20 protein-coding genes are annotated in these 20148 nt (G+C 66.4%); 17 read left to right on the forward strand and 3 right to left on the reverse strand.

Annotated elements, in window-relative coordinates; genetic code table 11:
* Positions 1 to 19: 19 nt before the first annotated feature.
* From DFR43_RS08785 to DFR43_RS08795, 3 genes are read right to left on the reverse strand one after another with little or no spacing between them, the layout of a single operon-like run.
* Positions 20 to 526 carry a hypothetical protein gene (locus DFR43_RS08785; RefSeq protein WP_133597756.1) on the reverse strand — a complete coding sequence of 169 codons (507 nt, stop codon included), beginning with the start codon at positions 524 to 526 and terminating at the stop codon, positions 20 to 22.
* 2 nt (positions 527 to 528) lie between these two features.
* Positions 529 to 1536: an HpcH/HpaI aldolase/citrate lyase family protein gene (locus DFR43_RS08790; RefSeq protein ID WP_133597758.1), complete on the reverse strand. Its 1008-nt coding sequence runs from the start codon at positions 1534 to 1536 to the stop codon at positions 529 to 531.
* 14 nt (positions 1537 to 1550) lie between these two features.
* On the reverse strand, positions 1551 to 2537 hold the full coding sequence (locus tag DFR43_RS08795) for a malate dehydrogenase (protein ID WP_133597760.1): 987 nt from the start codon (positions 2535 to 2537) through the stop codon (positions 1551 to 1553).
* Positions 2538 to 2652: 115 nt separating this feature from the next.
* Between DFR43_RS08795 and DFR43_RS08800 the strand changes: the two genes are divergently transcribed.
* The 17 genes from DFR43_RS08800 to trpA all read left to right on the forward strand — a co-directional run bounded on the left by DFR43_RS08800 (position 2653) and on the right by trpA (position 20005).
* Positions 2653 to 3453: a GntR family transcriptional regulator gene (locus tag DFR43_RS08800; protein WP_133597762.1), complete on the forward strand. Its 801-nt coding sequence runs from the start codon at positions 2653 to 2655 to the stop codon at positions 3451 to 3453.
* Between the two features lie 159 nt (positions 3454 to 3612).
* Positions 3613 to 4044 carry a succinate dehydrogenase, cytochrome b556 subunit gene (gene sdhC, locus DFR43_RS08805; RefSeq protein ID WP_133597764.1) on the forward strand — a complete coding sequence of 144 codons (432 nt, stop codon included), beginning with the start codon at positions 3613 to 3615 and terminating at the stop codon, positions 4042 to 4044.
* Between the two features lie 20 nt (positions 4045 to 4064).
* Positions 4065 to 4430: a succinate dehydrogenase, hydrophobic membrane anchor protein gene (gene sdhD / locus DFR43_RS08810; RefSeq protein WP_133597767.1), complete on the forward strand. Its 366-nt coding sequence runs from the start codon at positions 4065 to 4067 to the stop codon at positions 4428 to 4430.
* Positions 4431 to 4433: 3 nt separating this feature from the next.
* Positions 4434 to 6239, forward strand: coding sequence for a succinate dehydrogenase flavoprotein subunit (sdhA, locus tag DFR43_RS08815; protein WP_133597768.1), 1806 nt, complete (start codon positions 4434 to 4436; stop codon positions 6237 to 6239).
* A 25-nt stretch (positions 6240 to 6264) separates the two neighbouring features.
* A complete protein-coding gene (locus DFR43_RS08820; protein ID WP_133597770.1) occupies positions 6265 to 6969 on the forward strand; it encodes a succinate dehydrogenase iron-sulfur subunit in 705 nt (234 codons plus the stop codon).
* 17 nt (positions 6970 to 6986) lie between these two features.
* A complete protein-coding gene (locus DFR43_RS08825) occupies positions 6987 to 7295 on the forward strand; it encodes an FAD assembly factor SdhE (protein WP_133597772.1) in 309 nt (102 codons plus the stop codon).
* Positions 7292 to 8602 carry a citrate synthase gene (locus DFR43_RS08830; RefSeq protein WP_133597774.1) on the forward strand — a complete coding sequence of 437 codons (1311 nt, stop codon included), beginning with the start codon at positions 7292 to 7294 and terminating at the stop codon, positions 8600 to 8602. Before DFR43_RS08825 ends, DFR43_RS08830 begins: the two co-directional genes overlap by 4 nt.
* A 134-nt stretch (positions 8603 to 8736) precedes the next feature.
* Positions 8737 to 10188 (forward strand): 3-isopropylmalate dehydratase large subunit, encoded by a 1452-nt coding sequence (leuC, locus tag DFR43_RS08835; protein ID WP_133597775.1) that lies wholly within the window; start codon positions 8737 to 8739, stop codon positions 10186 to 10188.
* Between the two features lie 26 nt (positions 10189 to 10214).
* A complete protein-coding gene (locus DFR43_RS08840) occupies positions 10215 to 10346 on the forward strand; it encodes an entericidin A/B family lipoprotein (protein ID WP_133597777.1) in 132 nt (43 codons plus the stop codon).
* Between the two features lie 3 nt (positions 10347 to 10349).
* Positions 10350 to 11003, forward strand: coding sequence for a 3-isopropylmalate dehydratase small subunit (leuD, locus tag DFR43_RS08845; protein ID WP_133597779.1), 654 nt, complete (start codon positions 10350 to 10352; stop codon positions 11001 to 11003).
* A gap of 82 nt (positions 11004 to 11085) precedes the next feature.
* A complete protein-coding gene (gene leuB / locus DFR43_RS08850) occupies positions 11086 to 12156 on the forward strand; it encodes a 3-isopropylmalate dehydrogenase (RefSeq protein ID WP_133597782.1) in 1071 nt (356 codons plus the stop codon).
* Positions 12157 to 12434: 278 nt separating this feature from the next.
* Positions 12435 to 13541 (forward strand): aspartate-semialdehyde dehydrogenase, encoded by a 1107-nt coding sequence (gene asd / locus DFR43_RS08855; protein WP_133597784.1) that lies wholly within the window; start codon positions 12435 to 12437, stop codon positions 13539 to 13541.
* A gap of 166 nt (positions 13542 to 13707) precedes the next feature.
* The gene (locus tag DFR43_RS08860; protein ID WP_245988882.1) at positions 13708 to 16263 is read left to right on the forward strand and encodes a FimV/HubP family polar landmark protein; all 2556 of its coding nucleotides are present in this window, start codon (positions 13708 to 13710) and stop codon (positions 16261 to 16263) included.
* A 28-nt stretch (positions 16264 to 16291) separates the two neighbouring features.
* Positions 16292 to 17077, forward strand: coding sequence for a tRNA pseudouridine(38-40) synthase TruA (gene truA, locus DFR43_RS08865; protein WP_133597786.1), 786 nt, complete (start codon positions 16292 to 16294; stop codon positions 17075 to 17077).
* Between the two features lie 32 nt (positions 17078 to 17109).
* A complete protein-coding gene (locus tag DFR43_RS08870) occupies positions 17110 to 17796 on the forward strand; it encodes a phosphoribosylanthranilate isomerase (RefSeq protein WP_133597788.1) in 687 nt (228 codons plus the stop codon).
* Between the two features lie 91 nt (positions 17797 to 17887).
* Positions 17888 to 19180 (forward strand): tryptophan synthase subunit beta, encoded by a 1293-nt coding sequence (gene trpB, locus DFR43_RS08875; RefSeq protein WP_133597872.1) that lies wholly within the window; start codon positions 17888 to 17890, stop codon positions 19178 to 19180.
* Positions 19181 to 19195: 15 nt separating this feature from the next.
* Positions 19196 to 20005, forward strand: a complete 810-nt coding sequence (gene trpA / locus DFR43_RS08880) for a tryptophan synthase subunit alpha (protein ID WP_133597790.1) — start codon at positions 19196 to 19198, stop codon at positions 20003 to 20005.
* Positions 20006 to 20148: the final 143 nt, after the last annotated feature.

Raw genomic sequence — 20148 nt, forward strand, 5'->3', positions numbered from 1 at the left:
ACGGGGCATCAAGAAACGCTCAACGCGGCGGGCTCTGGGCCACGTCGAGCAGATGGGGAGAGGGATTGGCCTTCATGGCCTCGGCGGCGGCGCGCTGCACGGCATTGGCGCACTCGTCGGCCAGGCGGCGGCCCTGGCGCTGGCTCATGAGCATGGACTTGTTGGGCAACTGGATCCAGACCGCGCCCTGGGCGCGGTCTTCCAGGCGCACGGCGCCGGTGGTGGTTTCCACCGGCCGCACCCGGAAGCGCTGCTGACCCATGGTGAGGTGGAAGTAGCCCGGCGCATCGGCATCGGGCTCGATGCGCACGGAGCGCCCGAGCTCGCACTGCTTGAGCCCGACGTACACCTTGGGCACGATGGCCAGCTCGCGCTCGGTCAGCGGGCCGTCGGCAGGCGCGGGCGCCTGCACCGTGGGCACCTGTCGATTGGCCGCCTGGGCATGCAAGGCCACAGCCGCCAGCAAGGCGCAAACACCCAAGGTGCCTTGGCCCAGCCAGCGGTAAAGGCGTTCCCGATTTGGCATGTTCAACTCCTCTGGGCGACGCCCGAATCGAAAAAACACGAAATGCCGGCGGGCAACGTACGTCCAGTGCGGTGCGCGCGCTCCAGCACTTGCCAAAAATACCGGTAACTGGCCCGGTCGTGCAACTGCCCCCGGTGCGAAATCGGGGCCCATTCTGCCGCATGGGCGGCCGCGATGATCTCGCCGGCACGCTCGACCTCCTCGGCATCAGGGGCAAACGCTTCGACGATCGGCAGGATCTGATCGGGATGGATGCTCCACATGCGGGTGTAGCCCAACTCGCGGGCCGCCCGCCGCGCCGCCTGGCGCAGCGCTGCCACATCGCGGAATTCGGTGACCACGCCATGCGCAGGCACCTTGCCGTGGGCATGGCAGGCGCTGGCAATCTCCAACTTCGCCCGCAGCACCAGGGGGTGGTGGAACTGGCCCGCCACGCCCATGCCTTCGGCCGGGATGGCGCCGCCATGCGCCGAGACGAAATCCATCAGGCCAAAGCTCAGGGATTCGATGCGCGGATGGGCCGCGATCTCGAACGCCCGGTGCACGGCCAGCGCCGACTCGATGAGCGCATGCAGCGGCAGATGGCTGCCGCCGGCCGCGTCCACGGCCGCCACGGCCCGGGCCACGTCGTGCGCCGACTCCACTTTCGGAATCATCAGGTAGGCCAGCCGATCGCCCGCGCGGGTGACGATGGTGGCCACATCCGCCTCGAAGGCCGGGTGATCCACGGCGTGGACCCGGGCCCCCACGCGGCGCGCCACGGGGCCATCGGCCGGCAGGCCGGTCAGCAGTTCGGCCACCAGCGCGGCGTGCTCGGCCTCACCCCCGACGGGGGCGCCGTCTTCACAGTCCAGCGTCACGTCGAACACACAGGCGCCAAAGCGCTCCATGCATTCGGTCTGCAGGGCCAGGCTTTTGCGCATGCGCGCCTCCACGCCGCTGTAATGGTCGCACACCGGCAGCGCCACCGCGCCAGCCTGTGCGCCCAGCAACACGTCGCGAGGATGCATGCGCGCGCCCCGGTTTACAGCAGGTGCTTGACGCCGTCCTGCTCAGACAGCAGCTCGGCCAGGGTCTTGTCGATGCAGCCCTGGGAGAACTCGTCGATCGGCAGGCCTTCGACGATCTTGTACTTGCCGCCTTCGCAGGTGACCGGGTAGCCGAACATCACGTCCTTCGGGATGCCGTACTCGCCGTTGGAAGGCACGCCCATCGTCACCCATTCGCCGTTGGTGCCCAGGGCCCAGTCGCGCATGTGGTCGATCGCGGCGTTGGCGGCCGAGGCGGCCGAGGACAGGCCGCGGGCCTCGATGATGGCGGCGCCGCGCTTGCCCACGGTGGGCAGGAAGACATCCTTGTTCCAGGCGTGATCGTTGATCATGTCCTTGACCGAGGCGCCGTCGATGGTCGCGAAGCGGTAGTCGGCGTACATCGTGGGGGAGTGGTTGCCCCACACGCACAGCTTCTTGATCGAGGCCACGGGCTTGCCGGTCTTGGCGGCGATCTGGCTCAGTGCGCGGTTGTGGTCCAGCCGCAGCATGGCGGTGAAGTTCTCGCGCGGCAGGTCCGGGGCGCTCTTCATCGCGATGTAGGCGTTGGTGTTGGCCGGGTTGCCCACCACCAGCACCTTGACGTTGCGCGAGGCCGACTCGTTGAGCGCCTTGCCCTGGGCGGTGAAGATCTGGGCGTTGGCGGCCAGCAGATCGGCGCGCTCCATGCCCGGGCCGCGCGGACGGGCACCCACCAGCAAGGCGTAGTCGGTGTCCTTGAACGCCGCCTTGGCATCGCTGTGGGCTTCCATGCCGGCCAGCAGCGGGAAGGCGCAGTCTTCCAGTTCCATCATCACGCCCTTGAGCGCCTTCTGGGCCTTCTCGTCCGGGATCTCCAGCAGTTGCAGGATGACGGGCTGGTCCTTGCCCAGCATCTCGCCGGAGGCGATGCGGAACAGCAGGGCATAACCGATCTGGCCAGCCGCACCGGTGACGGCCACGCGAACGGGCTTCTTGCTCATGAAGACACTCCAAAAAGGAACGGTTGAAGAAAAGGAAATCTTGTCGAGTGTACTCTGGTAAACCCTGAACCGTCAATTTGTCTTATGTCTTATATAAGATATGATTGGCAGACCCATGAACCCTCCACCGCTTTCCGACGCCGCCACCCCGACCCCGCCTCCGAGCGAAGGCGCTGGCGCCGTGTTGCCCACGCCGGCCTTCAGCCCGCTGTATCAACAGATCAAGTCGCTCATCCTCCAAAGCCTGCAAAGCGGCGAGTGGAAGCCCGGCGACCTGATCCCCAGCGAAATGGAGCTGGCCGCCCGCTATCGGGTTAGCCAGGGCACGGTGCGCAAGGCCATCGACGAACTCGCGGCCGACAACTTGCTGGTGCGCCGGCAAGGCAAGGGCACGTTCGTGGCCACCCATGCGGAGCAGCACATCCAGTACCGCTTCTTGCGCCTGCACCCGGACACCGGCACGCTCGACAGCGAAGGGCCGGCGGCGCGCCGCATCCTGAGCTGCCGCCGGCAGCGCGCCACCGCGGACATCACCGCCCCCCTGGGCCTGCGCGCGGGAGATGCCCTGATCCAGGTCAGCCGGGTGCTGTCCTTCCACGGCGTGCCCACCATCCTGGAAGACCTCTGGCTGCCCGGCGGCCCCTTCAAGGGGCTGACGCTCGACACCCTGGCCCAACACCAGGGCCCCATGTACGCGCTGTTCGAATCGCAATTCGGCGTGCGCATGGTGCGCGCCGAAGAAAAGATCAAGGCCGTCGGGGCCGACGCCCAGGCCGCCGAACTGCTGGCCGTCCCCCCTGACACCCCGCTGCTGAGCGTCGAACGGGTGGCCTATACCTACAACGATGTGCCGATGGAGCTGCGCCGCGGGCTATACCGCACCGACCGGCACCACTACCGCAACGAACTGAGCTGACCCTCGCCCAAGCCCACGAAAGCGCCACATGCATTCCTGAACAACACAGTCATGAATGTTGCGTTGCAATAGAATGCGACAGTTTTTCGTCAGGGTTTTCCTGCACATTCACACGCCGGTCAAAAACCCCCGTTCTCTCGTCCAACCGAGGTCTTTTTCATGACAGATCTGAGCAAAAAGCGGCCCGAGTTCCGCAACATCAACGCCTTCAAGGATCTGACCACCTACCGTCTGCCGGCGGCGGGCTGGGTCTCCATCCTGCATCGGGTCAGCGGCGCCCTGATGTTCCTGCTGATGCCCTTCATCATCTGGATGTTCGACACCTCGCTGTCCTCGGAACTGTCGTTCGAGCGCTTCACCTCGGCGTTCGTGGCCGGCATCGGCTTCGTGCCGGGCTGGTTCGTCAAGCTGGTGGTGCTGGGCCTGATCTGGGCTTACCTGCACCACTTCATCGCCGGCGTGCGCCATCTCTATATGGACGCCACCCACAAAGTGACCAAGGAATTCGGCAAATCGTCGGCCGTCGTCACCCTGGTGCTGAGCCTGGGGCTGACCGTCATCCTCGGCGCCAAGCTGTTCGGCCTGTACTGATTCAACCGGAGTAGCACACCATGTCCGTCAATTACGGCTCCAAGCGCGTCGTCACCGGCGCCCACTACGGCACCCGCGACTGGCTGATGCAGCGCGTCACCGCCGCCCTCATGGCGCTGTTCACCCTCGTGCTGCTGGCACAGCTGATTTTCACCAGCGGCCCCATCGGCTACGAAACCTGGGCCGGCATCTTCGCCGCCCAATGGATGAAGTTCCTGACTTTCGCCGTCGTCATCGCGCTGACGTGGCACGTCTTCGTCGGCGTGCGCGACATCTGGATGGACTACGTCAAACCCGCGGGCCTGCGCCTGGCCCTGCATGTGTTCACGATCGTCTGGCTGGTGGGCTGCGCCGGCTGGGCATTCCAAGTGCTCTGGAGGCTCTGATTCATGTCGACCACTTCTTCCCTGCCCCGTCGTCGCTTTGACGTCGTGATCGTGGGCGCCGGCGGCTCCGGCATGCGCGCCTCGCTGCAACTGGCCCGCGCCGGCCTCAACGTGGCCGTGCTGTCCAAGGTGTTTCCCACCCGCTCGCACACGGTGGCGGCCCAGGGTGGCATTGGCGCGTCGCTCGGCAACATGAGCGAGGACAACTGGCACTACCACTTCTACGACACCGTCAAGGGCTCGGACTGGCTCGGCGACCAGGACGCCATCGAGTTCATGTGCCGCGAAGCCCCGAAAGTGGTGTACGAGTTGGAACACTTCGGCATGCCGTTCGACCGCAACCCCGACGGCACCATCTACCAGCGCCCCTTCGGCGGCCACACCGCCAACTACGGTGAAAAACCCGTGCAGCGCGCCTGCGCCGCCGCCGACCGCACCGGCCACGCCATGCTGCACACGCTGTACCAGCAGAACGTGGCGGCCCGCACCACCTTCTTCGTCGAGTGGATGGCGCTGGACCTGATCCGCGACAGCGAAGGCGACGTGGTGGGCGTGACCGCGCTGGAGATGGAAACCGGCGATGTGTACATCCTCGAAGCCAAGACCACGCTGCTGGCCACCGGCGGCGCCGGCCGGATCTTCGCCGCCTCCACCAACGCCTTCATCAACACCGGCGACGGCCTGGGCATGGCCGCGCGCGCCGGCATCCCGCTGCAGGACATGGAGTTCTGGCAGTTCCACCCGACCGGCGTGGCCGGCGCCGGCGTGCTGCTGACCGAAGGCTGCCGCGGCGAAGGCGCCATCCTGCTCAACAGCAACGGCGAGCGCTTCATGGAGCGTTACGCACCCACCCTGAAAGACCTGGCCCCGCGCGACTTCGTCTCCCGCTGCATGGACCAGGAAATCAAGGAAGGGCGCGGCTGCGGCCCCAACAAAGACTACGTGCTGCTCAAGCTCAGCCACCTGGGCGCAGAGACCATCCACAAGCGCCTGCCCTCGGTGTACGAGATCGGCGTCAACTTCGCCAACGTGGACATCACCAAGGAAGACATCCCGGTGGTGCCCACCATCCACTATCAGATGGGCGGCATCCCGACCAACATCAACGGCCAGGTCGTGGTGCCCGACGGCAACGGCGGCCAAAAGGTGGTCGGCGGCCTGTACGCCGTGGGCGAATGCTCCTGCGTGAGCGTGCACGGCGCCAACCGCCTGGGCACCAACTCGCTGCTGGACCTGCTGGTGTTTGGCCGTGCCGCGGGCAACCACATCGTGGCCCACATCGACCCCAAGGCCGAGCACAAAGACCTGCCCAAGGACGCCGCCGACAAAACACTGGCCCGGCTGGCCCGACTGGAATCGAACCCCAACGGTGAATACGCCCAGCACGTGGCCAACGACATCCGCTCGACCATGCAGCAGCACGCCGGCGTGTTCCGCACCCAGGCCAGCATGGACGAGGGCGTGCAAAAGATCAACGCCCTGCGCGCGCGTGTGGCCCACATTGGCCTGAAAGACACCTCCAAGGTGTTCAACACCGCGCGCATCGAGGCGTTGGAGGTGGAAAACCTGATCGAAGCCGCGCAAGCCACCATGACCTCGGCCGCTGCCCGCAAGGAATGCCGCGGCGCCCATACCGTCAAGGACTACGAGCGCCCGGCCGATGACGCCGAGTTCCCGCTGGGCCGCAACGACAAGGAGTGGATGAAGCACACCCTGTGGCACAGCGCCGACAACTCGCTGACCTACAAGCCCGTCAACCTCAAGCCACTGACGGTGGATTCCGTGCCCCCGAAAGTCCGCACTTTCTGACACGCCCCGCCCACAGGAGCACAAGATGGCCAAACGCACCTTCAAGATCTACCGCTACGACCCCGACAAGGACGCCAAGCCCTACATGCAGACCATCGAGGTCGAGCTGTCGGGCACCGAGCGCATGCTGCTCGACGCGCTCATGAAGCTCAAGGAAGTGGACCCCACCATTTCCTTCCGCCGCTCCTGCCGCGAAGGCGTCTGCGGCTCCGACGCGATGAACATCAACGGCAAGAACGGGCTGGCCTGCCTGACCAACCTGCGCACCCTGCCCGAGACCATCGTGCTCAAGCCCCTGCCTGGGCTGCCCGTGGTGCGCGACCTGATCGTGGACATGACGCTGTTCTTCAAGCAGTACCACTCGATCAAGCCATACCTCATCAACGAGACCCAGCCGCCCGAGAAGGAGCGGTTGCAGTCGCCCGAAGAGCGCGAAGAGCTCAACGGCCTGTACGAATGCATCCTGTGTGCGAGCTGCTCCACCAGCTGCCCGAGCTTCTGGTGGAACCCGGACAAGTTCGTCGGGCCGGCCGGCCTGCTGCAGGCCTACCGCTTCATCGCCGACAGCCGCGACCAGGCCACCGCCGAGCGCCTGGACAACCTGGAAGACCCGTACCGGCTGTTCCGCTGCCACACCATCATGAACTGCGTCGATGTCTGCCCCAAGGGGCTCAACCCCACCAAGGCCATCGGCAAGATCAAAGAAATGATGGTGCTGCGCTCGGTCTGAGCACACCGCCCCTGGCCATGGACGACAGCGCCCTCCTCGACGCCCGCGCCCTGAGCAAGCTCAAGTGGCGCTGCCGCCGTGGCCTGCTCGAAAACGACCTGTTCATCGAGCGTTTCTTTGCCCGGCACGAAGCCGGCATCACCGTGCGTCAGGCCCGGGCCCTGCATGCGCTGATGGAACTGCCCGACAACGATTTGCTCGATCTGTTGTTGCGCCGGACCGAACCGCAGGGGCCACTGGCCAGCGAAGAAGTCGTGGAAGTGCTGGGGCTCCTGCGGACGCCCCTGCCCCCACTGAAGCCCACCCTCACCAAGGAAGACGAATGAAACTCGTTGACAACAAAGCCACCCTGTCGTTCAGCAACGGCGCTCCCAGCGTGGAACTGCCGGTCTACGCCGGCACCATCGGGCCGGACGTGATCGACATTCGCAAGCTGTACGCGCAGACCGGCATGTTCACCTACGATCCCGGCTTCCTGTCCACCGCTTCGTGCCAGTCGGCCATCACCTACATCGATGGCGACAAGGGCGAACTGCTGTACCGCGGCTATCCGATCGAGCAACTCGCCACCAGCTGCGACTACCTCGACGTGTGCTACCTGCTGCTCAAGGGCGAGCTGCCCAACGAACAGCAGCGCAACGACTTCCACAAGCTCGTGATCAACCACACCATGGTCAACGAGCAGATGCAGTTCTTCCTGCGGGGCTTCCGCCGCGACGCCCACCCCATGGCCGTGCTGACCGGCCTGGTCGGCGGCATGTCGGCCTTCTACCACGACAGCACCGACATCAACAACCCCGAGCACCGCGAGATCGCCGCCATCCGGCTGATCGCCAAGATGCCGACGCTGGTGGCCATGGCCTACAAGTACAAGATCGGCCAGCCCTACATGTACCCGCTGAACAAGCTCAGCTATGCGGGCAACTTCCTGCGCATGATGTTTGGCACGCCGTGCGAGGAATACGTGGTCAACCCGGTGCTGGAACGCGCGCTCGACCGCATCTTCATCCTGCACGCCGACCACGAGCAAAATGCCTCCACCTCCACCGTGCGCCTGTGCGGCTCCTCGGGCACCAACCCGTTTGCGGCGATTGCCGCGGGCGTGGCTTGTCTGTGGGGTCCCTCGCACGGCGGCGCCAATGAGGCGTGCCTGAACATGCTCGAAGAAATCCAGGCCAACGGCGGCGTGGCCAAGATCGGCGAGTTCATCGAAAAGGTCAAGGACAAGTCCTCCGGCGTCAAGCTCATGGGCTTCGGTCACCGCGTCTACAAAAACTATGACCCGCGCGCCAAGCTGATGCAGGAAACCTGCCACGAGGTGCTGACCGAGCTGGGCCTGGAAAACGACCCGCTGTTCGCCCTGGCCAAGAAGCTGGAGCAGATCGCCCTGGAAGACGACTACTTCGTGCAGCGCAAGCTCTACCCGAACGTGGACTTCTACTCCGGCATCGTGCAGCGCGCCATCGGCATCCCGGTCAACCTCTTCACCGGCATCTTCGCGCTGGCCCGTACCGTGGGCTGGATTGCCCAGCTCAACGAGATGATCGGCGACCCCGAGTACAAGATCGGCCGCCCGCGCCAGCTGTTCACCGGCTCGCCGCGCCGCGACGTGCCGCCGCTGAACAAGCGCTGATCCCGCTTGCGCATTCCCCGGGGAATGCGGCCGGCGTCCAGGCCCGCCCCAGCGGCGGGCCTTGTTTTTGGGCCTTGGCCTACAATGAATCCTCAGACCGGCCGCGCCGGCATCGAGACTTGGAACACCCTGCCATGGGACGCACCCTCTACGACAAAATCTGGGACGAGCACGTCGTCCACACCGAAGAGGACGGCACCGCCATCCTCTACATCGACCGGCATCTGGTGCACGAAGTCACCAGCCCGCAGGCGTTTGAGGGCCTGCGCGTGGCCGGACGCAAGGTCTGGCGCGTCAGCTCCATCGTGGCCACCGCCGACCACAACACCCCCACCACGGGCTGGGAGCGGGGTTATGACGGCATCGCCGACCCCATCAGCAAGGAACAGATCACCACGCTGGATGCCAACATCCGCGAATTCGGCGCCGCGGCCTACTTTCCCTTCCTCAACGAGCGGCAAGGCATCGTGCATGTGATCGGCCCGGAAAACGGGGCCACCTTGCCCGGCATGACGGTGGTCTGCGGCGACAGCCACACCTCCACCCACGGCGCGTTTGGCGCGCTGGCGCACGGCATCGGCACCTCTGAAGTGGAGCACGTGCTGGCTACCCAGACCCTGCTGGCCAAAAAGGCCAAGAACATGCTCATCAAGGTCGAAGGGCAGTTGCCGCGCGGTTGCACGGCCAAAGACATCGTCCTGGCCATCATCGGCCGCATCGGGACCGCCGGCGGGACCGGCTACACCATCGAGTTTGGCGGCAGCGCCATCCGTGCGCTGAGCATGGAAGGCCGCATGACGGTGTGCAACATGGCCATCGAGGCTGGCGCCCGTGCCGGCCTGGTGGCGGTGGACGACAAAACCATCGAATACCTCAAAGGCCGCCCGATGGCCCCGGGCGTGGACCCTCAAACCGGCCAGTTCGTCGGTGGCGTGGAATGGGAGCAGGCCGTGGCCTACTGGCGCACCCTGCACTCCGACCCGGACGCCGTGTTCGACACCGTGGTGGAACTGGATGCTGCGCACATCCTGCCGCAAGTCACCTGGGGCACCTCGCCCGAAATGGTGCTGCCCATCACGGCCACCGTGCCCGACCCCGACAAGGAAAAAGACGCCAACAAGCGCAACGCCATGGAGCGGGCACTGGCCTACATGGGGCTGGAGCCCGGCAAGCCGCTGACCGACATCCATGTGGACAAGGTGTTCATCGGCTCCTGCACCAACAGCCGCATCGAGGACATGCGCGAAGCCGCCGCGGTGGTCAAGAAGCTGGGCCAGAAAGTGGCCCCCCATGTCAAGCTGGCCATGGTGGTGCCCGGGTCGGGGCAGGTCAAGGCCCAGGCCGAGCGGGAAGGGCTGCATGACATCTTCCGCGCCGCTGGCTTCGAGTGGCGCGAGCCGGGTTGTTCCATGTGCCTGGCCATGAACGCCGACCGGCTGGAACCGGGCGAGCGCTGCGCCTCCACCAGCAACCGCAATTTCGAAGGTCGCCAAGGCGCTGGCGGCCGCACCCATCTGGTTTCCCCGGCCATGGCCGCAGCCGCGGCCATCCACGGCCATTTCGTCGACATCCGTCAGTTTGCCTGACCCGTTCGTCTGAAAGGAGAACTGTCATGAAAACCGCCATCGCCCTGATCCTGACCAGCCTGAGCCTGCTGCTGACCGGCTGCAACACCGTGGCCGGGATCGGCAAAGACGTGCAACGCGGCGGCCAGGTGCTGGAAGACGCCGCCAAGAAAAAATAAGCCATGCAGAAATTCACCGTGCATCAGGGCCTCGTGGCCCCCATGGACCGCGAGAACGTCGATACCGACGCCATCATCCCGAAGCAGTTCCTCAAATCGATCCGCAAGACCGGCTTCGGGCCCAATCTGTTCGACGAATGGCGCTACCTGGATCAGCCGGGCCAGCCCGGCGTGCCGGAGAGCGAGCGCCGGCCGAATCCGGACTTCGTGCTCAATCAGCCGCGTTACCAGGGGGCGTCCATCCTGCTGGCACGCAAGAATTTCGGCTGCGGCTCCAGCCGCGAGCACGCGCCCTGGGCCATCGAGCAGTACGGTTTTCGCGCCCTGATCGCGCCCAGCTTTGCCGACATCTTCTTCAACAACTGCTTCAAGAACGGGCTGCTGCCCATCGTGCTGCCCGAATCCACGGTCAGCCAGCTGTTCGATGAGGTGTACGCGTTCCCGGGCTATCGGCTGACGGTGGACCTGGAGCGGCAGGTGATCGTCAAGCCCCAGGGCGAGGAAATCCCCTTCGAAGTCAACGCCTTCCGGCGCTATTGCCTGCTCAATGGGTTGGACGACATCGGGCTGACCCTGCGCCACCGGGACAAGATCGCCGCCTTCGAGGCGCAGCGCCTGGCCACCAAACCCTGGCTGGCGCGGACCTTCGTCGGCTGATCGTTTTTTCGTCGTCGGCGCCCCGCCCGGGGCCTGCCGATGTGGTTGTATGCCCCCCAGGCGCAGACGCGCCCCTTGTGTCATGAAAATCGCAGTACTTCCCGGTGACGGCATCGGCACCGAAATCGTGGCCGAAGCGGTCAAGGTGCTGCAGGCGCTGAGCCTGCCCCTGGAGATGGAACACGCCCCGGTGGGCGGCGCCGCTTACGAGCAGCATGGCCATCCGCTGCCCGAATCCACCCTGAAGCTGGCCATGGACAGCGACGCGGTGCTCTTCGGCGCCGTGGGCGACTGGAAATACGACAAGCTCGACCGCCCGCTGCGCCCCGAACAAGCCATCCTCGGCCTGCGCAAGCACCTGGGTCTGTTTGCCAATTTCCGGCCGGCCATCTGCTACGAACAGCTCGTCGGCGCCTCCAGCCTCAAGCCCGAGCTGATCGCGGGCCTGGACATCCTCATCATCCGCGAGCTGACCGGCGACATCTACTTCGGCCAGCCGCGCGGCCGCCGCACCGCCACCGACGGCCACTTCCCCGGCGCCGAAGAAGCCTTCGACACCATGCGCTACAGCCGCCCGGAAATCGAGCGCATCGCACACGTCGCCTTCCAGGCCGCGCGCAAGCGGCGCAAAAAAGTGACCAGCGTGGACAAGGCCAATGTGCTGGAAACCTTCCAGTTCTGGAAGGATGTGGTCAGCGACGTGCATGCCCAATACCCCGACGTGGAGCTGGAGCACATGTACGTGGACAACGCGGCGATGCAACTGGTCAAGGCGCCGAAGAAGTTCGATGTCATCGTCACGGGCAATATGTTCGGCGACATCCTGTCGGACGAGGCTTCGATGCTGACCGGCTCGATCGGCATGCTGCCCTCGGCCAGCCTCAACGAGCGCGGCCAGGGCCTGTACGAGCCCAGCCACGGCAGCGCGCCGGACATTGCCGGCCAAGGCATTGCCAACCCGCTGGCCACCATCCTGAGCGCGGCCATGATGCTGCGCTTCAGCCTCAACCAGCCCGAAGCCGCCGACCGCATCGAAGCCGCGGTGCAGCGCGTGCTGGCCCAGGGCTTGCGCACGCCGGACATCTGGAGCGAAGGTACCACCCGGGTAGGCACCGCGCAGATGGGCGATGCCGTGGTGCGGGCGCTGGGCTGACCACCACAGCCCAGCGGTGTGCCTGTCGGGCTTGTCAGGCTTTGGCAAGCCCGTATGCGATACAATGGTTCTATGTTTGCCGCACGCCCGTTCACCCTGAACATCGAAGCCGCCCAACCGGCAGGCTTGGCCGTGCGCGCAATCTCCACCAAAACCACGACCATTATTCAGGGCTGAATCAGCTCCGGTATCGTCGTGCGCCCTCCCTGGCCTAGACGAGCCGGGGCAAACAGGTCTGGTCTGGACCGTTTTTGTTTCACTACGAAAGGGCGTTTGACATGAGCAAGTTGGTAGGTCTGGTCGGCTGGCGCGGCATGGTCGGCTCGGTGTTGATGGATCGCATGATCGCCGAAGGCGACTTCGACCTCATCGAACCCATTTTCTTCTCCACCTCCAATGCCGGCGGTCCGGCCCCGGCACAGGCCAAGGCGCACAAAACGCTGCGCGACGCACACGACATCGCTTCGCTGGCCGAGTGCGACATCGTCATCACCTGCCAGGGCGGCGATTACACCAAGGAGGTGTTCCCCAAACTGCGCGAAGCCGGCTGGCAAGGCCACTGGATCGACGCCGCCAGCGCCCTGCGCATGGAGCAGGATGCGGTCATCATCCTGGACCCGGTCAACGAGCATGTGATTCGCAAGGCGCTGGCCGCCGGCGGCAAAAACTGGATCGGCGGCAACTGCACCAACTCCATCCTGCTGATGGGGTTGGGCGGCCTGTTCCGCGAGAACCTGGTCGAATGGGTCAGCTCCATGACCTACCAGGCCGCCTCGGGCGGTGGCGCCAACCACATGCGCGAGCTGCTCAAGGGCATGGGCGTCTGCCACGCGGCCGTGGCCGAGGATTTGGCGAACCCGGCTTCGGCCATTCTGGAGATCGACCGCAAGGTGGCCCAGGCCATCCGCGAGGACGTGCCGACCGAATTCTTTGGCGCGCCGCTGGCCGGCGGGCTCATCCCCTGGATCGACGTGCAGCTGCCCAACGGCCAGTCCAAAGAGGAATGGAAGGGGCAGGCCGAAGTCAACAAAATCCTCGGCACCGAGCAGACCATCCCCGTGGACGGCCTGTGCGTGCGCATCGGCGCCATGCGCTGCCACAGCCTGGCGCTGACGCTCAAGCTCAAGCGCGACCTGCCGCTGGCAGAGATCGAGGCCATCATCAAGAGCGGCAACCCCTGGGTCAAGTGGGTGCCCAACGACCACGCCGTCACCGTCAAGGAACTGACGCCGGCGGCCATCACCGGCGGGCTGCAGGTGGGCGTGGGCCGCGTGCGCAAGCTCAACATGGGCCCGGAATACGTCTCGGCCTTCGTGATCGGCGATCAATTGCTGTGGGGCGCGGCCGAGCCGCTGCGCCGCATGCTGCGCATCCTGCTGGATTGAGGGTATAGTCGGCCCCAGCAAGACCGGGAATGTTGCAATACTGCTACATTTCCGGTCCATGTCATACTTCGCACCGGCCGCCGCAGGGACTCAAGCGGCTTCTGAGCTTGTCACCGTAACCGCTTGATGTTAAGGTGATTTCTCGCTTGAATTGGTAGAGGTTTCCGTGCAACGATCGACGAGCAATCACCCCGGGGCGACCCGATCGACCAGCCCACGCGCTGCCGACAGCCCGCCCCCACGGCGCGGGTTGCGGGCCGTGGCCCTGGCGGTGGCCCTGTCTGCCGCGGTGACGGCCGGCAATGCTTGGGCACTGGCCCTGGGGCGCATCAGCGTCCAGTCGTTGCTCGGCGAACCGCTGCGCGCCGAAATCGACGTGCCCAGCATCACCCCAGAGGAGCGGGCTTCGTTGCAAATCGGCATCGCGTCGCCGGACCGCTTCCGGGCGGCCAATATGGATTTCAATGCCTTGCTGCAGGACGTGCGCCTGGAATTGGTGCAGCGCCCAGACGGACGCACCGTGGTGCGCCTAAGCAGCGACCGGGTGGTGACCGAACCGTTCCTGGACGTGGTGGTCCAGGCCACCTGGAACAACGGCCAGTTGTTGCGGGGCTACACGCTGCTGTTCGACCCGCCCAACCTTCGTCCGGCCCCGGCGCCGTTGCTGCCCGCCGCCCCGACCGCGCCCGTGGTCACAGAAGTGCGGCCTGCCGCGCCGGTGCCCGCCCCAGCCCCTGCGGCCCGCCCCTCCACACCCGCCCCGAGTGCGGCCCCTGCTCCAGCGCTCGCCCCACGCCCTGCGCCAGTGTCACCACCCGCGTCCGCCCCCAGCGCAGCGCTCACGGTGCAGCGAGGCGACACCGCCGGTCGCATCGCCTTGGCCCATCTGCCGGCCGGCGTCTCGCTGGATCAAATGCTGATCGCGATGCTGCGGGCCAACCCCCATGCCTTCATGGGGAACAACGTCAACCGGCTCAAGGCCGGAGTCATTCTGCAGCTGCCCGACGCCAGCGAAGCGGCTGCCGTCAACCCCGCTGAAGCACGCCAACTGGTGCAGGCCCAAAGCCGCGATTTCAACGAATTCCGGCGCCGCCTGGCCGGCATGGCCCCGGCACAAGCCACCCCCAGCGCCACCCGCAGCGCCGAAGGCACGGTGCAGGCCGAGGTGGCTGACCAGCGCCCCGCCGCCACGGCGCAGGATCGACTCACCCTGTCCAAAGGTCCGTCCACCGACCCTCAGGCCGAGCAAATCGCGCAGGCACGGCAACAGGAAGCCACGCAAGCGCGCACGGGCGAGCTCGACCGCAACCTGCAGGAACTCCAGCAATTGCAGGAAGCCGCCCGCAGCGTGACGGCAGACACCACCGCTGCCACGCCGGCCCCGGAAGCCGCGGAGGCGGCTGCCCAGGCCGAGCCCACACCGCCGGGCCCGGCCGTCGAAACCACCACGCCCACGCCACCGGCACCCCCCCCGCCTCCGCCGCCCGTGGAAACGCCGGCACCAGCGGTCGGCGGCTTCATGCAGAGCCTGCTCGCCCACCCGTATGCCCTGCCCGCTGGTGGTGGTCTGGTGGCCTTGCTGGGCCTGCTGGCCCTGATGCGCATCCGCCGGCAGCGCCAGGAAGCCGCCCTGGCCGCCTCTGGCGACAGTCCCTCGGAATACATGGCCGCCGAAGGGCAAACGGTGGACACGCGCGAGGACGCCCCGGTCTCCTCGATGATGTATTCGCCCAGCCAGCTCGATGCCGGCGGCGACGTGGACCCGGTGGCCGAGGCCGATGTGTATCTGGCCTACGGCCGCGACCGGCAGGCCGAGGAAATTCTGCTGGAAGCCGTCCGCCTGCATCCAGAGCATCTGCCCGCCCGCCTCAAGCTGTTGGACATCTATGCCCAGCGCAACGACGTGGCCGCCTTCAATGCCCAGGCCGCCGAAGTGCACGCGCTCACGGGCGGCTCGGGCGAGGACTGGCAACAGGCCCGCGAGGCCGGCCTGCGCATCGACCCGGACAACCCGCTGTACCTCAAGGGCAGCCCCGACGCGGCGCCTGCGGCCGAAGCACCGTCGAGCGTGCCGCCCGACATCGACCTGAGCTTTGACCAACCTGAGCCGGCCTCGGCGGCCGCCCCGGCGTCCGCCGACGACGACCTGGAGGCGCTGCTCAAGGCCGACGCCGCCACCGAACAGACCGGGTTGGATTTCGACCTGAGCGACACGCCTGCGCCGGCCGCTCCCGCAGCACCGGCAGCCAGCACAGATTTCGATTTCGACCTGACGAAAGAACTGGGGCCCGAAACCGCCGAGCCGCCGCCCGCCAGCCCAGCGACCAGCGACACGGCCGACGGGTTCGACCTGGACCTCAGCGAGCTCGAAAGCACGCCCGCCGCAGCCCCAGCCAGCACACCCGAATTGCCCCCCGAGGTCAAGGACCTGTCGCTGGACCTGGACCTGGATCTGGAGACCCCCACCGAGCCGCCCCGCGACGAGCCCATGCCCGCTACACCCGCCACGGCCACCGAAACCAACGAGGACCCGATGGCCGGTTTCGAGCTCGACGAAACCCTGGGCGACAGCGACCCGCTGGAAACCAAGCTCTCGCTGGCACGTGAATTCCAGGCCATTGGCGACACCGAAGGCGCGCGCTCGCTGGCCGAAGAGGTGGAAGCCGAAGCCAGCGGTGAGATGAAAGCACGCGCACGCGCCTTCCTCGCGCAGCTGGGCTGAGCCGTCGGCCCCGCGAACGGATGGCGTCGTGAGGATCGCGCTCGGCATCAGCTATCACGGCGGCGCCTACCAGGGCTGGCAAAGCCAGCCCGGCGGCCAAACCGTGCAAGACCGGCTGGAAGCGGCATTGGCCCAGTTTGCCGACGTGCCACACATCGCCACCCTGTGCGCAGGCCGCACCGATGCCGGCGTGCATGGGCTGGGGCAAGTGGTGCATTTCGACACCACCCTCAACCGCGCCATGAATTCGTGGGTGCGGGGCACCAACCGCTACCTGCCCCCCGATATCGCGGTGCAATGGGCCAGTCCAGTGCCCGAAGCCTTCCATGCGCGTGCCAGCGCCGTGGCGCGGCGCTACGCCTATGTGCTGCTCGAATCGCCCGTGCGGCCCAGCTTCGAAACCGGCCGGGTGGGTTGGGTGTTTCGCCCGTTGGATGAAGCGGCCATGCGCGCCGCGGCCGCCCATCTGATCGGCGAGCACGACTTTTCTTCCTTCCGGGCCGCGCAGTGCCAGGCGCTGTCGCCCATCAAGCACCTGCGCCGGCTGGACATTCGGCGCCGTGGTGCCTACTGGCGTTTCGATTTCGAGGCCAATGCCTTCCTGCACCACATGATCCGCAACATCATGGGTTGCCTGGTGGCCGTGGGGCAAGGGCTGCGGTCGCCGGACTGGATGGCCGAGGTGCGCGACGCCCGCAGCCGCGAAACCGCTGCGCCCACCTTCGCCCCCGATGGACTGTATTTCCTGGGCCCGGTGTACGAAGCCCGGTGGGGCCTGCCAGACACCACCCCGGGCTTCGACTGGCTCCCCTGATGACATCCGGCCAAGCCCGTCATAATGGCTGCATGACCGCTTGCGCCCCGTTTCCCCTTCGCCGCACCCGCATCAAAATTTGCGGCCTGACCCGCGAGGCCGATGTGCGCCACGCCGTGCGCGCCGGGGCCGACGCCATTGGCTTCGTGCTCTATCCGGCCAGCCCGCGGGCCGTGACCCCCATGCGTGCCGCCGAACTGGCGCGACTGCTACCGCCTTTCGTGACGCCGGTGCTGCTGTTCGTCAACGCCACGCCCGAGGACGTGCAAGCCGGCTTGCGGGCCGTGCCCCAGGCCTTGCTGCAATTTCATGGCGACGAAAGCCCCGCCGAATGCGCAGCACACGGCCGCCCCTACATCCGGGCTGCCCGCGTGCCCACGGGCGCTGGTGCAGCGGGCTTCGATCTCCTAGAATACGTGCGACAGTATGCGAGCGCCCAGGCCATCTTGCTCGACGCCCATGTGCAGGGCTATGGCGGTGGCGGCGTGTCGTTCGATTGGAAGGCGTTCGATTGGTCAGATCCACTACTCAACGCCGGCGATCGGCTCGTTTTGTCTGGTGGACTCACACCCGAAAATGTGACCGATGGCGTCCGGCTCGTGCGCCCCTGGGGGGTTGACGTCAGTTCTGGCGTGGAACAGGCCAAAGGCCTGAAAGACGCTGGGCTGATCGACCGTTTCATCGCCGCCGTGCGGCAGGCCGACTGCCCTCAGGCATAGCCCTACCGAAATGACCGGCCCCGCGGCCGCGCCACCCGATCCGTCCGGCCCTCAGCGGGCTGGTTTGCCCGACTTCACGATCCGCACCACCATGCTCACTTACGACCAACCCGATGCCAGCGGCCACTTTGGCCCCTACGGCGGCAGCTTCATCAGCGAGACGCTGACCCACGCCATCGAGCAGCTGCGCCAAGCCTACGCACGCTATCAGCACGACCTGGCCTTCCAGCGCGAATTCCGCCACGAGCTGGCGCACTTCGTCGGACGGCCATCGCCCATCTATCACGCCCAACGGCTCAGCCACGAGCTCGGTGGGGCCCAGATCTTTCTCAAGCGCGAGGATCTCAACCACACCGGGGCCCACAAAATCAACAACGTCATCGGTCAGGCCATGCTGGCCCAGCGCATGGGCAAGCCGCGCATCATCGCCGAGACTGGGGCCGGTCAGCACGGCGTGGCCACGGCCACCATCTGCGCCCGCTACGGGCTGGAGTGCGTGGTCTACATGGGGGCCGAAGATGTCAAGCGCCAAAGCCCCAATGTCTATCGCATGAAGCTGCTGGGCGCGACCGTGGTGCCGGTGGAAAGCGGCAGCCGCACCCTCAAAGATGCGCTCAACGAGGCCATGCGCGACTGGGTGACGAATGTGGAAAACACGTTCTACATCATCGGCACCGTCGCCGGCCCACACCCGTACCCGATGATGGTGCGCGACTTCCAAAGCGTCATCGGCGAAGAATGCCTGCGCCAGATGCCCGAGATGCTGGCCGAGCTGGGGCTGCCGGGCAACGGGGTCGAAGCCCAGCCCGATGCGGTGATCGCCTGTGTCGGCGGCGGCAGCAACGCCATGGGCATTTTCTATCCCTACATCCCGCTCGAAGGGGTGCGCCTCATCGGGGTGGAGGCCGCCGGCGAAGGGCTGGACAGCGGCAAGCACTCGGCATCGCTGCAAAAGGGGCAGCCTGGCGTGCTGCACGGCAACCGCACCTACATTCTGCAAAACGACGACGGCCAGATCACCGAGACCCACAGCATCAGCGCCGGGCTGGACTACCCGGGTGTGGGGCCAGAGCATGCCTGGCTCAAAGACAGCGGGCGCGCCGAGTACGTGGGCGTGACCGACGCCGAGGCGCTCGCGGCCTTCCACCGCCTGTGCCGCACCGAAGGCATCATCCCCGCGTTGGAGTCCAGCCACGCCGTGGCGTATGCCATGCGGCTGGCCCCCACCATGCGCCCCGACCAGTCGCTGCTGGTCAACCTGTCGGGACGGGGGGACAAGGACATCGGCACCGTGGCCGACCTGTCCCAGGCCGATTTCTATTGCCGCCCCAGCTGCCGTGGCCAGTCGGTCAAGGGCGACGTGGCGTTGGCGAGTCTGCGCTGATCCGAGGTCTGTGCCATGAGCCGCATCGCATCCACCTTCCGCCGCCTCCAGGCCCAGGGCCGCAAGGCGCTCATCCCCTACGTCACCGCAGGCTTTCCCTACCCAGACGTCACGCCCGCGCTGATGCATGCCATGGTGCAGGCCGGCGCCGACATCATCGAGCTGGGCGTGCCGTTTTCCGATCCCATGGCCGACGGCCCCGTGATCCAGCGGGCCGGTGAACGCGCCTTGGCCCACGGCATCGGCATGAGCCAAGTGCTGGAGATGGTCCGCCAATTCCGCCAGCAAGACGCCGACACCCCCGTGGTGCTGATGGGCTATGCCAACCCGGTCGAACGCTACGAGATCAAACACGGCGCCCAGCGCTTTGCGCGGGATGCGGCCGCTGCCGGGGTCGATGGCGTGCTGATCGTGGACTATCCGCCCGAAGAATGCGAAGCCTTTGCGGCCGCGCTCAAGGCCCAGGGGCTGGACTTGATTTTCTTGCTCGCCCCCACCAGCACCGAGGCCCGCATGGCCCAGGTCGGACGCATCGCCAGCGGGTATGTGTACTACGTCTCGCTCAAGGGCGTGACCGGCGCCGGCCACCTGGACACGGCAGCGGTCGAAGCCATGCTGCCACGCATCCGCGTCCACGTGAAGGTGCCGGTGGGCGTGGGCTTCGGCATTCGCGATGCGGCCAGCGCCTGCGCCGTGGGTCGCAGCGCCGATGCGGTGGTCATCGGCACGCGGCTGATCCAAATCATCGAAAACCAGCCCCGAGACGCCGTGGCTGGCGCAGCCGCGGACTTCCTGCGCGACATCCGGCAGGCGCTGGACGCCTAGCGCGGCCCGTTGGCGCGCCATCCCCCTCAGGGGCGCCACTGAGGGGAGGATCATCGGTGGCGGTGGGCGAAGGTGATGCCATGCTCATGGGGGCAGATTGGTACCCATCCTACAAGCTTGCAGGGACATAATCCATCCCGGAT

This window comes from Tepidicella xavieri (genome assembly GCF_004363315.1).
GTDB lineage: Bacteria > Pseudomonadota > Gammaproteobacteria > Burkholderiales > Burkholderiaceae_C > Tepidicella > Tepidicella xavieri.